This window comes from Staphylococcus sp. HMSC055C03 (assembly GCF_001809385.1).
Taxonomy (GTDB): domain Bacteria; phylum Bacillota; class Bacilli; order Staphylococcales; family Staphylococcaceae; genus Staphylococcus; species Staphylococcus simulans.
This window is the reverse complement of sequence record NZ_KV797483.1, coordinates 129,857-144,731: the sequence shown is the minus strand read 5'-3', so window position 1 is coordinate 144,731 and position 14,875 is coordinate 129,857. Positions and strand designations below refer to the sequence as shown.

General features: G+C 39.1%; 9 protein-coding genes. 8 read left to right on the top strand and 1 reads right to left on the bottom strand.

The features are described 5' to 3' along the window. Positions 1–213: 213 nt before the first annotated feature. From HMPREF2603_RS04170 to tuf, 8 genes are all read left to right on the top strand, one after another. Complete coding sequence (locus tag HMPREF2603_RS04170) at positions 214–819, top strand: class I SAM-dependent methyltransferase (RefSeq protein ID WP_002481330.1); 606 nt, start codon at positions 214–216, stop codon at positions 817–819. A 221-nt stretch (positions 820–1,040) separates the two neighbouring features. Then, positions 1,041–4,592 carry a DNA-directed RNA polymerase subunit beta gene (rpoB, locus tag HMPREF2603_RS04165; RefSeq protein WP_060803751.1) on the top strand — a complete coding sequence of 1,184 codons (3,552 nt, stop codon included), beginning with the start codon at positions 1,041–1,043 and terminating at the stop codon, positions 4,590–4,592. A 197-nt stretch (positions 4,593–4,789) separates the two neighbouring features. Continuing rightward, positions 4,790–8,401, top strand: a complete 3,612-nt coding sequence (gene rpoC / locus HMPREF2603_RS04160; RefSeq protein WP_226956325.1) for a DNA-directed RNA polymerase subunit beta' — start codon at positions 4,790–4,792, stop codon at positions 8,399–8,401. A 228-nt stretch (positions 8,402–8,629) separates the two neighbouring features. Then, positions 8,630–8,884 carry a ribosomal L7Ae/L30e/S12e/Gadd45 family protein gene (locus HMPREF2603_RS04155; RefSeq protein WP_002481333.1) on the top strand — a complete coding sequence of 85 codons (255 nt, stop codon included), beginning with the start codon at positions 8,630–8,632 and terminating at the stop codon, positions 8,882–8,884. Between the two features lie 97 nt (positions 8,885–8,981). After that, positions 8,982–9,395: a 30S ribosomal protein S12 gene (gene rpsL / locus HMPREF2603_RS04150; protein WP_002481334.1), complete on the top strand. Its 414-nt coding sequence runs from the start codon at positions 8,982–8,984 to the stop codon at positions 9,393–9,395. 70 nt (positions 9,396–9,465) lie between these two features. Continuing rightward, on the top strand, positions 9,466–9,936 hold the full coding sequence (gene rpsG / locus HMPREF2603_RS04145; RefSeq protein WP_002481335.1) for a 30S ribosomal protein S7: 471 nt from the start codon (positions 9,466–9,468) through the stop codon (positions 9,934–9,936). 112 nt (positions 9,937–10,048) lie between these two features. Next, positions 10,049–12,130 (top strand): elongation factor G, encoded by a 2,082-nt coding sequence (fusA, locus tag HMPREF2603_RS04140; protein WP_002481336.1) that lies wholly within the window; start codon positions 10,049–10,051, stop codon positions 12,128–12,130. 188 nt (positions 12,131–12,318) lie between these two features. Continuing rightward, positions 12,319–13,506 (top strand): elongation factor Tu, encoded by a 1,188-nt coding sequence (gene tuf / locus HMPREF2603_RS04135; protein ID WP_002481337.1) that lies wholly within the window; start codon positions 12,319–12,321, stop codon positions 13,504–13,506. A gap of 155 nt (positions 13,507–13,661) precedes the next feature. Here tuf and HMPREF2603_RS04130 read toward each other — a convergent pair whose 3' ends face one another. Beyond that, complete coding sequence (locus HMPREF2603_RS04130; protein ID WP_002481338.1) at positions 13,662–14,843, bottom strand: M20 family metallopeptidase; 1,182 nt, start codon at positions 14,841–14,843, stop codon at positions 13,662–13,664. Positions 14,844–14,875: the final 32 nt, after the last annotated feature.

Below are 14,875 nucleotides of genomic sequence, written 5' to 3'. Positions count from 1 at the left end.
CTTAGTTTCACAGCCTGAATTCTTTGAGAAATGAAAACCCCGTTATTGAGTTAACGGGGTTTTTCTAATGAGTACAACTCATTATAGAACGAAAGGTATTTATAGCAAATGACTGATGAAATGTGTATCCTTAAAGTAAAGGGTAGACTTGTCTTTGTTGAAATGGAAGAGTATACTCGAACAGCTTCTAATGTAAAGTAATGAGGTGTAAGCATGAGTCATTATTATGACAAAGATCCTAAAGTTGAAAGTCATAAAGAGACATTTAAATACCATTATCATCAAAATGAATTGAATCTAGTGACTGATGCAGGAGTATTTTCTAAAGGAAAAATAGACTTTGGCTCAGATTTATTAGTTCGTACATTTTTAAAAGAACATCCACCAGGACCTAAGAAGACAATTGTTGATGTGGGTTGCGGTTATGGACCGATTGGTTTGATGATTGCGAAAGTATCTCCGCATCACCATGTTATTATGTTGGATGTGAACCACCGAGCACTAGATTTAGCAAAAGAAAATAGTGAGAAAAACCATATTGAAAATGTCACTGTAAAAGAGAGTGATGGTTTAGCTGAAGTTCCGGATAATTCTTGTGACATGATCGTGACGAACCCGCCAATCAGGGCAGGGAAGTCAGTGGTTCATGGCATTTTAGAAGACGCACATGAGAAGTTGAGAGCTGAAGGTGAATTATACGTTGTAATTCAGAAAAAGCAAGGTATGCCTTCGGCGAAAAAGAAAATGGAAGCTGTTTTTGGTAATGTAGAAACCCTAACCAAAGAGAAAGGGTATTACATTTTGAAAAGCAAGCGTTAACCATTGACAACCATATTAATTTCTGATATAGTTATAGAATGTAAAAATTTATGTTCAAGAAGTGTGTACTTTTACGTATAAAATAACAAAGTAAATCTTTAATAACGCAGAATAGAAAATGGTGTCATCGGGTGTGCTGCCGTTTTCTTTTTGTCTTGTTACCGTTTTGTTTATTTTAATATGTAAGAGACATTCGAACAATTTTTGAGGGGTGAATCTGTTTGGCAGGTAAATTTGTCCAATATGGAAGACATCGTAAACGTAGAAATTACGCGAGAATTTCTGAGGTTTTAGAATTACCAAACCTTATTGAAATTCAAACTAAATCTTATGAATGGTTCTTAAAAGAAGGCTTATTAGAAATGTTCCGTGACATTTCTCCAATCGAAGACTTCACAGGCAACCTTTCTTTAGAATTTGTAGATTATAGATTGGGTGAACCGAAATACGATTTAGAGGAATCTAAGAACCGCGACGCAACTTATGCTGCACCTCTTCGTGTCAAAGTGCGTCTTATTAACAAAGAAACAGGAGAAGTGAAAGACCAAGAAGTCTTCATGGGTGATTTCCCATTAATGACTGATACAGGTACTTTCATGATCAATGGTGCTGAGCGTGTTATTGTATCACAATTAGTTCGTTCTCCATCCGTATACTTCAATGAAAAAATCGATAAAAATGGTCGTGAAAACTATGATGCGACAGTAATTCCTAACCGTGGTGCTTGGTTAGAATTCGAAACTGATGCGAAAGACATCGTTTATGTTCGTATCGATAGAACAAGAAAATTACCATTAACTGTATTATTACGTGCTTTAGGTTATTCAACTGATCAATCAATTATTGATTTATTAGGTGACAACGAATACCTACGTAACACTTTAGAAAAAGATGGTACTGAAAATACAGATCAAGCACTATTAGAAATTTATGAACGTTTACGCCCTGGCGAACCACCTACAGTAGAAAACGCGAAAAGCTTGCTTTACTCTCGTTTCTTCGATCCGAAACGTTATGACTTAGCAAGTGTTGGTCGCTATAAAATGAACAAAAAACTTCATTTGAAACATCGTTTATTCAACCAAAAATTGGCTGAACCGATTGTTAATACTGAAACAGGTGAAATTGTTGCTGAAGAAGGCACAGTTTTAGACCGTCGTAAACTAGACGAAATTATGGATGTTTTAGAATCTAACGCAAACATCGAAGTGGATGAGTTAGATGACAGCATCGTAAACGAACCTGTTGAAACACAATCAATTAAAATTTATGTACCAAATGATGAAGAAGGCCGTACAACAACAGTTATCGGTAATGCATTCCCTGATTCAGAAGTGAAATGTATTACACCAGCTGACATTGTTGCGTCAATGTCTTACTTCTTCAACTTATTGTATGGTGTAGGTCAAACAGATGATATTGACCACTTAGGTAACCGTCGTTTACGTTCAGTAGGCGAATTACTTCAAAACCAATTCAGAATCGGTTTATCAAGAATGGAACGTGTCGTTCGTGAAAGAATGTCTATTCAAGATACAGATTCTATTACACCACAACAACTTATCAACATTCGTCCAGTGATTGCATCTATCAAAGAATTCTTTGGTAGCTCTCAATTATCACAATTCATGGACCAAGCGAACCCATTAGCAGAGTTGACACATAAACGTCGTCTATCTGCACTTGGACCTGGTGGTTTAACACGTGAACGTGCACAAATGGAAGTACGTGACGTGCATTACTCTCACTATGGCCGTATGTGTCCAATCGAGACACCAGAGGGTCCGAACATCGGTTTAATCAACTCATTATCAAGTTATGCGCGTGTTAATGAATTTGGTTTCATTGAAACACCATATCGTAAAGTTGACCATGAGAAAAATGCGGTAACAGATCAAATCGATTACCTTACTGCAGACGAAGAAGACAGCTATGTTGTTGCGCAAGCGAACTCACGTTTAGATGACGAAGGTCGTTTCTTAGACGAAGAAATCGTTTGTCGTTTCCGTGGTAACAACACAACTATGGATAGAGAGAAAATGGACTATATGGACGTTTCTCCTAAACAAGTTGTATCTGCAGCGACAGCATGTATCCCATTCTTAGAAAATGATGACTCTAACCGTGCGTTAATGGGTGCGAACATGCAACGTCAAGCAGTACCATTGATGAACCCTGAATCTCCATTCGTAGGTACAGGTATGGAACATGTGGCTGCACGTGACTCAGGTGCTGCTGTAATCAACAAGCATTTTGGTCGTGTAGAACATGTAGAATCTAATGAAATTAAAGTACGTCGTATTATTGAAGAAGATGGTCAAGAATACGAAGGCGAAGTAGATGCGTATAGATTAGCTAAATTCAAACGTTCTAACTCAGGTACTTGTTACAACCAACGCCCAATTGTTAAAGTCGGCGACGTTGTATCTCAAGGTGAAATCTTAGCAGATGGTCCTTCAATGGAACTTGGTGAGATGGCACTTGGACGTAACGTAGTAGTCGGATTCATGACTTGGGACGGTTATAACTATGAGGATGCTGTTATCATGAGTGAACGTCTTGTTAAAGATGACGTTTATACTTCTATTCATATTGAAGAATATGAATCTGAAGCACGTGATACAAAACTTGGACCTGAAGAAATTACACGTGACATTCCTAACGTTGCTGAAAGCGCACTTAAAAACTTAGATGAACGCGGTATCGTTTATGTAGGTGCAGAAGTGAAAGATGGCGACATCTTAGTTGGTAAAGTAACACCTAAAGGTGTAACTGAATTAACTGCTGAGGAACGTTTATTACACGCAATCTTCGGTGAAAAAGCACGTGAAGTTCGTGATACGTCATTACGTGTACCACATGGTGCAGGCGGTATCGTACTAGATGTCAAAGTCTTCAATCGTGAAGATGGCGATGATTCATTATCTCCAGGTGTAAACCAATTAGTACGTGTTTACATCGTTCAAAAACGTAAAATCCACGTTGGGGATAAAATGTGCGGTCGTCACGGTAACAAAGGGGTTATCTCTAAGATTGTTCCTGAAGAAGATATGCCTTACTTACCAGACGGCACACCAATCGATATCATGTTAAACCCACTAGGTGTACCATCACGTATGAACATCGGACAAGTACTTGAATTACACTTAGGTATGGCGGCTAAAAACTTAGGAATCCATGTAGCTTCACCAGTATTCGATGGTGCCAACGATGATGATGTATGGTCTACAATCGAAGAAGCAGGTATGGCAAGAGATGGTAAAACTGTATTATATGATGGACGTACAGGTGAACCATTCGATAACCGTATCTCTGTTGGTGTAATGTACATGTTGAAACTTGCACACATGGTTGACGACAAATTACATGCGCGTTCAACTGGACCATACTCACTTGTTACACAACAACCACTTGGTGGTAAAGCACAATTCGGTGGACAACGTTTCGGTGAGATGGAGGTATGGGCACTTGAAGCTTATGGTGCTGCATACACATTGCAAGAAATCCTAACTTATAAATCTGATGACACTGTAGGTCGTGTAAAAACTTATGAAGCGATCGTTAAAGGTGAAAACATCTCTAGACCAAGTGTTCCGGAATCATTCCGCGTATTGATGAAAGAATTACAAAGTTTAGGTCTTGATGTTAAAGTCATGGATGAAAATGATAAAGAAATTGAAATGTCAGATATGGATGAAGACGATGTGCACGATCATAAAGTAAACATCCAACAATCTTCAATTCCTGAATCACAAAAAGAAACAACTGACTAATTCATTTCGGTGTTCAATAAGCAAATAGCGTAATGTTAAAAATTCAAATATTGCAAGGCTGCATTAGGCAATGTACTGCATTGCCTTTATGCACCTTTAATATTTTTCAATTTATTGATCATTTATCAATCAAATAGCACAGCTAATCTAAATTGAAGGAGGTAGGCTCCTTGATTGATGTAAATAATTTCCATTATATGAAAATCGGCCTTGCTTCACCTGAAAAGATTCGTTCATGGTCATACGGTGAAGTTAAGAAACCTGAAACAATCAACTATCGTACTTTAAAACCTGAAAAAGATGGTTTATTCTGTGAAAGAATTTTCGGACCTACAAAAGACTGGGAATGTAGTTGCGGTAAGTACAAACGTGTACGTTATAAAGGCATGGTTTGTGACCGTTGCGGCGTTGAAGTAACGAAATCAAAAGTACGTCGTGAAAGAATGGGCCACATTGAACTTGCGGCACCAGTTTCACACATTTGGTACTTCAAAGGTATCCCAAGTCGTATGGGTCTACTATTAGATATGTCTCCAAGATCACTTGAAGAAGTTATCTACTTCGCATCATATGTTGTGGTTGATCCAGGCCCAACAGGTCTTGAGAAAAAATCATTACTTTCTGAAGCAGAATTCAGAGACTATTATGATAAATTCCCTGGTCAATTCGTAGCGAAAATGGGTGCTGAAGGTATTAAAGACCTATTATCTGAAATTGACTTAGATGAAGAGTTGAAAGACTTACGTACTGAATTAGAATCAGCAACTGGACAAAGATTGACTCGTGCAATCAAACGTTTAGAAGTTGTTGAATCATTCAGAAACTCTGGTAACGAACCTTCATGGATGATTTTGGATGTACTTCCAATTATCCCACCAGAAATCCGTCCAATGGTTCAATTAGACGGCGGACGTTTTGCGACAAGTGACTTGAACGACTTATACCGTCGTGTTATCAACCGTAATAACCGTTTGAAACGTTTATTAGACTTAGGTGCGCCTGGTATTATCGTTCAAAACGAAAAACGTATGTTGCAAGAAGCAGTAGACGCATTAATCGATAATGGTCGTCGTGGCCGTCCAGTAACTGGTCCAGGTAACCGTCCATTAAAATCACTTTCACATATGTTGAAAGGTAAACAAGGTCGTTTCCGTCAAAACTTATTAGGTAAACGTGTTGACTACTCTGGTCGTTCTGTTATCGCAGTAGGTCCAGGACTTAAAATGTATCAATGTGGTCTACCTAAAGAAATGGCGTTAGAATTATTCAAACCTTTCGTAATGAAAGAATTAGTTCAACGCGAAATTGCGACAAACATCAAAAATGCGAAAAGCAAAATTGAACGTATGGAAGATGAAGTATGGGATGTTTTAGAAGACGTTATCAAAGAACACCCAGTACTCCTTAACCGTGCTCCAACATTGCACAGACTAGGTATCCAAGCGTTCGAACCAACATTAGTTGAAGGCCGTGCGATTCGTTTACATCCATTGGTAACAACAGCTTATAACGCTGACTTCGATGGTGACCAAATGGCCGTTCACGTACCTTTATCTAAAGAAGCACAAGCAGAAGCACGTATGTTAATGCTTGCAGCTCAAAACATCTTGAACCCTAAAGATGGTAAACCAGTTGTTACACCATCACAAGATATGGTACTTGGTAACTATTACCTTACTTTAGAACGTAAAGATGCAGTGAATACAGGTGCAATCTTTAACGATGCAAATGAAGTATTGAAAGCATACCAAAATGGTTATGTACACTTGCATACACGTATTGGTGTACATGCAGGTTCATTCAATAACCCTACATTCACTGAAGAACAAAATCGTAAGATCTTGACGACAACTGTCGGTAAAGTAATCTTTAACGAAATCATTCCGGATTCATTTGCTTATATTAATGAACCGTCTCAAACAAACTTAGAAGATAAAACACCTGATAAATACTTCGTCAGCGCAAGCGAATTAGGCGAAGGCGGCTTAAAAGCATACTTTGAAGACCAAGAACTTGTTGAACCATTCAACAAAAAATTCTTAGGAAATATCATTGCAGAAGTGTTCAATCGCTTCAGCATTACTGATACATCAATGATGCTTGACCGTATGAAAGACTTAGGTTTCAAATACTCTTCTAAAGCAGGTATCACTGTTGGTGTATCTGACATCGTGGTATTACCTGATAAACAAGAAATCTTAGATGAACACGAAAAATTAGTTGAACGTGTTCAAAAACAATATAACCGTGGTTTAATCACTGAAGAAGAACGTTACAATGCTGTCGTTGAAATTTGGACAGATGCTAAGGATGAAATTCAAGGTAAATTGATGAAATCCCTAGAAAAAACGAACCCAATCTTCATGATGAGTGACTCTGGTGCCCGTGGTAACGCATCTAACTTTACTCAGTTAGCTGGTATGCGTGGTCTGATGGCCGCACCATCTGGTAAAATCATCGAGTTACCAATCACATCTTCATTCCGTGAAGGTTTAACAGTGTTAGAGTACTTCATCTCTACTCACGGTGCGCGTAAAGGTCTTGCCGATACAGCACTTAAAACTGCCGATTCAGGTTACCTTACTCGTCGTCTTGTTGACGTTGCGCAAGATGTTATCGTTCGTGAAGAAGATTGCGGAACTGACCGTGGTCTACTTGTATCTGACATCAAAGAAGGTACAGAAATGATCGAACCATTCATCGAACGTATTGAAGGCCGTTACTCTAAAGAAACGGTACGTCATCCAGAAACTGATGAAGTTCTTGTGAAACCAGATCAATTGATTACACCAGAAATCGCAAAACGCATCACTGATGCAGGCATTGAACAAATGTACATCCGTTCAGCATTTACATGTAATACACGTCATGGTGTATGTGAAAAATGTTACGGTAAAAACCTTGCGACTGGTGAAAAAGTTGAAGTGGGTGAAGCGGTTGGTACAATCGCAGCACAATCTATCGGTGAACCAGGTACACAGCTTACAATGCGTACCTTCCATACAGGTGGGGTAGCCGGAAGCGATATCACTCAAGGTCTTCCACGTATCCAAGAGATCTTCGAAGCACGTAACCCTAAAGGTCAAGCAGTTATTACTGACATTGAAGGTACAGTCGAAGACATCAAACTTGCGAAAGACCGTCAACAAGAAATCGTGATCAAAGGTGCTAACGAAACAAGATCTTATCTTGCTTCAGGTACTTCACGTCTTAAAGTTGAAAAAGGCCAACACGTTGAACGCGGTGAAGTCTTAACTGAAGGTTCTATCGAACCTAAGAACTACTTATCAGTAGCAGGCTTAAATGCGACAGAAAGCTACTTGCTTAAAGAAGTTCAAAAAGTTTACCGTATGCAAGGTGTAGAAATCGACGATAAACACGTTGAGGTTATGGTTCGTCAAATGTTACGTAAAGTACGTATCATTGAAGCTGGTGATACAAAACTATTACCAGGTTCATTAGTAGACATCCACAACTTTACAGATGCAAATAGAGAAGCATTCAAAGACCGCAAACGTCCAGCAACTGCAAAACCAGTATTGCTTGGTATTACGAAAGCGTCTCTTGAAACAGAAAGCTTCTTATCAGCAGCATCATTCCAAGAAACAACTCGTGTCCTTACAGATGCAGCTATCAAAGGTAAACGCGATGACTTACTTGGTCTTAAAGAGAACGTTATTATCGGTAAATTGATTCCTGCAGGTACAGGTATGAGACGTTATAGCGAAGCTAAATACGAAAAACATATCGACCCTCAAGTGAAAGAAGCAGTTGAGGAACTTGCAGCGGATACAAATACACCGCAATAATAAACTTTAGATTATAAATCAGCCAATACCACTTTCTGAATTAGAAAGCCGGTATTGGCTTTTCTATTCTTTGAAATACAGAGAGGATTAAGGATATCTGTTGAAATTTTCACCGAATTTGTTATCATTAAAAAAGTCAGCATTATATTAAATAATTGTGTTGACGCAACCTATGGAAAGTGTTACTATTATAAAGGTTGATGCAAGCAGAACTTTGGAGGATAATCAATGTCTAATGAAAAAGTTGCACGCTTAAACAAACACCATAAGGTTGTTGGTTTGAAAGAGACGCTCAAAGCTCTCAAGAAGAACCAAGTTACATCATTGATTATTGCTCAAGACGTTGAAGTTTATTTGCTGTCAGACGTGTTAAGTAAGATCAATCATAGCGATATTCCTGTTTCATTTTTCGAAAGTAAAAAAGCTTTAGGAGAATATGCAGGTATCAACGTAGATGCAGCAGTCGTTGCTCTATTGAAATGAGAATTAGTAAGTAATTGCGCTTACTAAATTTTATTTAACCTAAAAATGAACCACCTGGATGTGTGGGATTATAAAACAGGAGAGGAGGACATCTTAAATGCCTACTATTAACCAATTAGTACGTAAACCAAGAAAAAGCAAAGCTAAGAAATCAGATTCACCAGCTTTGAACAAAGGTTTTAACAGTATGAGAAAACAATTTACTGACTTGAACTCACCACAAAAACGTGGCGTATGTACTCGTGTTGGTACAATGACACCTAAAAAACCTAACTCAGCGTTACGTAAATATGCTCGTGTTCGTTTATCAAACAACATCGAAGTAAACGCATATATCCCTGGTATCGGCCATAACTTACAAGAACACAGTGTTGTACTTGTACGTGGAGGTCGTGTAAAAGACTTACCTGGTGTGCGTTACCATATCGTTCGTGGTGCACTTGATACTTCAGGTGTAGAAGGTCGTATGCAAAGCCGTTCATTATACGGTACAAAACGTCCTAAAAAATAAGTTTAAGATTACGTAAATTTTCGAGATAAATTTTGAGATTATACTATAATATGAAGGGAGGACTCTGATTATGCCTCGTAAAGGATCAGTACCAAAAAGAGACGTCTTACCAGATCCAATTCACAACTCTAAGTTAGTGACTAAATTGATTAACAAAATCATGTTAGATGGTAAGCGCGGAACAGCTCAAAGAATTCTTTATTCAGCATTTGACCTTGTACAAGAACGCAGTGGTCGTGATGCAATGGAAGTATTCGATGAAGCAATTAACAATATCATGCCAGTATTAGAAGTTAAAGCACGCCGTGTAGGTGGCTCTAACTATCAAGTACCTGTAGAAGTACGTCCAGAGCGTCGTACGACTTTAGGTTTACGTTGGTTAGTTAACTATTCACGTCTTCGTGGTGAAAAAACTATGGAAGAACGTTTAGCTAACGAAATCTTAGATGCAGCTAACAATACAGGTGGCGCAGTTAAGAAACGTGAAGATGTACACAAAATGGCTGAAGCGAACAAAGCATTCGCTCATTACCGCTGGTAAGATTCAAGGTTTAACCCTGAGCGTGTTCAAATGGTATATTCCAAGGCATGCTTAGGGCATCGCCATATTCAAAGTATTTACTCAAGTAATTACTGGAAGGAGAAAAAATACAATGGCTAGAGACTTTTCTTTGGAAAAAACTCGTAACATTGGTATCATGGCCCACATTGACGCTGGTAAAACAACTACAACTGAACGTATCTTGTTTTACACAGGTCGTATCCACAAAATTGGTGAAACTCACGATGGTGGGGCACAAATGGACTGGATGGAACAAGAACAAGACCGTGGTATCACAATCACATCAGCAGCAACAACTGCACAATGGCATGATTACCGTGTCAACATTATCGATACACCAGGACACGTAGACTTCACAGTTGAGGTTGAACGTTCATTACGTGTACTTGACGGTGCGGTTACAGTACTTGATGCTCAATCAGGTGTTGAACCACAAACTGAAACAGTTTGGCGTCAAGCTACAACTTATGGAGTTCCTCGTATCGTATTCGTAAACAAAATGGACAAAATCGGTGCGAACTTCGAATACGCAGTAAGCACTTTACATGATCGTTTGGATGCAAACGCTCAAGCTGTTCAATTACCAATCGGTGCTGAAGACGAATTCGAAGCAATCATTGACTTAGTTACAATGAAATGTTTCCAATACAATGGTGAATTCGGTGAAGAAGTCGTAGAAATCGAAATTCCAGAAGACTACAAAGCGAAAGCAGCTGAAGCTCGCGAAACATTAATCGAATCAGTTGCAGAAGTTAACGAAGACTTAATGGAAAAATATCTTGAAGGTGAAGAAATTTCAGTTGACGAATTGAAAGCAGCAATCCGTCAAGCTACTTTAGATATCGAATTCTACCCAGTACTTTGCGGTACTGCATTCAAAAACAAAGGTGTTCAATTAATGCTTGACGCTGTAATTGATTACCTACCATCACCATTAGATGTTAAACCAATCATTGGTCACCGTGCTAGCAATCCTGATGAAGAAATCGTTGCTAGAGCAGATGATGATGCAGAATTCGCTGCATTAGCATTCAAAGTTATGACTGACCCTTACGTTGGTAAATTAACATTCTTCCGTGTGTACTCAGGTACTATGAACTCTGGTTCATACGTGAAAAACTCTACTAAAGACAAACGTGAACGTGTAGGTCGTTTACTACAAATGCACGCGAACACTCGTAAAGAAATCAGCACAGTTTACTCAGGCGATATCGCAGCTGCGGTAGGTCTTAAAGAAACTGGTACTGGTGACACTTTATGTGGTGAGAAAAATGACATTATCTTGGAATCAATGGAATTCCCAGAACCTGTTATTCACTTGTCAGTAGAACCAAAATCTAAAGCTGACCAAGATAAAATGACTCAAGCTTTAGTTAAATTACAAGAAGAAGACCCAACATTCCATGCACACACTGATGAAGAAACTGGACAAGTTATCATCGGCGGTATGGGTGAGCTTCACTTAGACATTCTTGTAGACCGTATGAAAAAAGAATTTAACGTTGAAGCTAACGTTGGTGCGCCAATGGTTTCATACCGTGAAACATTCAAAACACCAGCTAAAGTTCAAGGTAAATTCTCTCGTCAATCTGGTGGTCGTGGTCAATACGGTGATGTTCACATTGAATTCACACCAAACGAAGTTGGCGCAGGATTCGAATTCGAAAACGCTATCGTTGGTGGTGTAGTTCCACGTGAATACATTCCATCAGTTGAAGCTGGTCTTAAAGATGCTATGGAAAACGGTGTATTAGCTGGTTATCCATTAATCGACGTTAAAGCTAAACTTTACGATGGTTCTTACCATGATGTCGATTCATCTGAAATGGCCTTCAAAATCGCTGCTTCATTAGCACTTAAAGAAGCTGCTAAAGTTGCAGATCCAGTAATCTTAGAACCAATGATGAAAGTTGAAATCTTAATGCCTGAAGAATACATGGGTGACATCATGGGTGACGTAACAGCTCGTCGTGGACGTGTTGATGGTATGGAACCTCGTGGTAACGCTCAAATGGTTCGTGCATTCGTACCACTTTCAGAAATGTTCGGTTACGCAACTTCATTACGTTCTAACACTCAAGGTCGCGGTACTTACACTATGTACTTCGATCACTATGAAGAAGTACCTAAATCAATTTCTGAAGAAATCATCAAGAAAAATAAAGGTGAATAATTAAATTCCCTTTAGGAACTTGCACAAGAACTGACTTGACAGGTCTCCTGAATTGATTTTTTGCGGAAAATGCTTTATAAAGGAATTAGTCCTTTATACAACTTAACAATAAAGCTCTCATGATGGTGAGAAACTATCATGAGAGATAATTTAAATAACTTTTTAACAAGAAGAGGAGAGATTTCATAATGGCTAAAGAAAAATTCGATCGCTCAAAAGAACATGCCAATATTGGTACTATCGGTCACGTTGACCATGGTAAAACAACATTAACAGCTGCAATCGCAACTGTATTAGCAAAAAATGGTGACACTGTAGCACAATCATACGACATGATTGACAACGCTCCAGAAGAAAAAGAACGTGGTATTACAATCAATACTTCACACATCGAGTATCAAACTGACAAACGTCACTATGCTCACGTTGACTGCCCAGGACACGCTGACTATGTTAAAAACATGATCACTGGTGCTGCTCAAATGGACGGCGGTATCTTAGTAGTATCTGCTGCAGATGGCCCAATGCCACAAACTCGTGAACACATCTTATTATCACGTAACGTTGGTGTACCAGCTTTAGTTGTATTCTTAAACAAAGCTGACATGGTTGACGACGAAGAATTATTAGAATTAGTTGAAATGGAAGTTCGTGACTTATTATCTGAATACGACTTCCCTGGTGACGATGTACCAGTTATCGTTGGTTCTGCATTAAAAGCTTTAGAAGGCGACCCAGAATACGAACAAAAAATCTTAGACTTAATGCAAGCTGTAGATGACTACATCCCAACTCCAGAACGTGACTCTGATAAACCATTCATGATGCCAGTTGAGGACGTATTCTCAATCACTGGTCGTGGTACTGTAGCAACAGGCCGTGTTGAACGTGGTCAAATCAAAGTCGGTGAAGAAGTCGAAATCATCGGTATCACTGAAGAAAGCAAGAAAACAACAGTTACAGGTGTAGAAATGTTCCGTAAATTATTAGACTACGCTGAAGCTGGTGACAACATCGGTGCTTTATTACGTGGTGTTGCACGTGAAGACGTACAACGTGGACAAGTATTAGCAGCTCCTGGCTCTATTACTCCACACACAAAATTCAAAGCTGATGTTTACGTTTTATCTAAAGAAGAAGGTGGACGTCATACTCCATTCTTCACTAACTACCGCCCACAATTCTACTTCCGTACTACTGACGTAACTGGCGTTGTTCACTTACCAGAAGGTACTGAAATGGTTATGCCTGGCGATAACGTAGAAATGACTGTTGAATTAATCGCTCCAATCGCGATTGAAGACGGTACTCGTTTCTCTATTCGTGAAGGTGGACGTACTGTAGGATCAGGCGTTGTTACTGAAATCCAAGCATAATTTCGACTTAACTTAAGTTGATTTTTAATAGAGAGCTCCTCTTTTGAGGGGCTCTTTTTTTACATATTTTTCTATTGATACGCTCAGTCGTGTGTTGTTTAACATAAAAAATACGTACACATCATTTCTACATGTGTACGTATTTTTGTTTTGATTTAAAGACGTTCAGAAGATAAAACATTTTCTAATTCTAATATTTTTAAGAACTCGGCAGCTGCGTATTTCAATGCAGCTTCATCAATATCAAAGTAAGGGTTATGGTGAGGGTAGTCTGTACCTTTTTGCGCATTACCACATCCTGTTAGAAAGAAAGCGCCAGGTCTCACACGTTGATAAGCTGAGAAATCTTCGCCCACCATCATCATATCTGCTTCAGTAAAGCGTAAATTCATATCATGAGCGGCTTGCTTAACTGTTTCATAAGCTTGTTCATTATTATGCACAGGGACATAGCCACGTTCATAATCCATTGTGTATTCAATATCATTCGCAAGCGCAAGCCCTTGTAGAAGCTTATCAAGTTTATTCATGATATGTGTTTGGAGCTCAGAATCAAATGTGCGCACTGTACCGCGACACATCGCAGAGTCGGGTATCACACTATCTGATGAACCGGCTTGAATCATTCCGAAAGTAACCACAGCTTGTTTAATCGGATCGACCGTACGTGAAACGATTTTTTGTGCGCTTAGAATAAATTCAGCTAATATCACAATCGGGTCAATCGTTTCATGCGGTTTAGCACCGTGACCGCCTTGACCTTGAATGGTAACGGTAAATTCATCAGGTGAAGCCATCATGGCGCCTGGACGTGAATAAATGATGCCTGTGGGATAACCACTCCATAGGTGGTTGCCGTAAACACTGTCTACACCTTCTAAAGCACCATCATCAATCATTTGTTGGGCACCGCCAGGAACAATTTCTTCACCATATTGAAAGATTAATACGACGTTGCCTTTTAAATGTGCTAAATGTTCATTAATAATTTGAGCAACGCCTAAGAGAATCGCAGTATGGCCATCGTGACCGCACGCATGCATACATCCTTCATTTTTAGAACGATAAGGTTTGTCGTTCAGTTCAGTAATCGGAAGGGCATCGAAGTCAGCACGTAAGGCGACTGTCGGGCCTTCGCCTTGGCCTTTAAATGTTGCGACAATACCGTTTTTTCCTACAGGTCTACGAATCGTACAGTCTAATTGTTCGAGCTGATTAACGATATAGTCGTGGGTGTTATGTTCTTCAAATGATAACTCAGGATATTGATGGAGATGTCTTCTGAGTTGAATCATAGTTTTTTCTTTATCGTGCGCAAGTTGATACCAATTCAACATGGTATTCACCTCTTCTGTAATTAATATAGATG